This is a genomic window from Arthrobacter sp. 4R501, assembly GCF_002929755.1.
Taxonomy (GTDB): Bacteria; Actinomycetota; Actinomycetes; order Actinomycetales; family Micrococcaceae; genus Arthrobacter.
In genome coordinates this window covers 1-583 of record NZ_PJIW01000064.1, presented here as the reverse complement: position 1 = coordinate 583, position 583 = coordinate 1, and the positions used below count along the sequence as shown (strand labels likewise).

General features: G+C 60.5%; 1 pseudogene. It reads right to left on the bottom strand.

The window, feature by feature from the left end:
• Positions 1-488, bottom strand: a pseudogene (locus tag CXR02_RS21900) (hypothetical protein); the annotation flags it as partial.
• Positions 489-583: the final 95 nt, after the last annotated feature.

The window sequence follows — 583 nt, the reverse complement described above, 5'->3', positions numbered from 1 at the left end:
GTTTCCCGATACTCAACATGGAAGGGCCGGAATCTAAGGTCCAGCAGTTCGGAGTAGTTGGCCCCGGACAGGTAGCGCTCCACGTCAGAGCGGGGGGCTATGCCGACAAAGATCTCCTTGCCGGGATTAGCGGATTCCGCCGAAATCCGGATGCTGCCCACATCAAAGGGCAAGGGCCCTGGGTAGGCGTCATCACGCATGTTGTCCGGCCCGGCGGAGATGATCGCTGAGGAATCAACGTCGAATCGCTCACTCGGTGAGGTCAGGTATCCGCCGTCGTTCTGGAGTGAATTGACCCACGAGGCACCTATGCCGCCGAAGAGCAACCCGATACCCAGCATCGAGAACAAAATTCCCAGAATGAGCATGGTGATGGAACGGGCCCGCATGAAAGTACTCCCGTCGTCGATATCCGGATATTCCGGCCAGCCCCGGCCGCGCCGGCTCCCTCCAGAGTCAGCCTCGCGTGCCGCCGCGGGTAGGGCCATAGGTCACTCATGGGAGCCTTGACCGGTGGCTGATATCAGGAGGCGTGTCCAGATGCAGGACGGGTGATGATGGTGGGACAAGGCAACCGCATCAG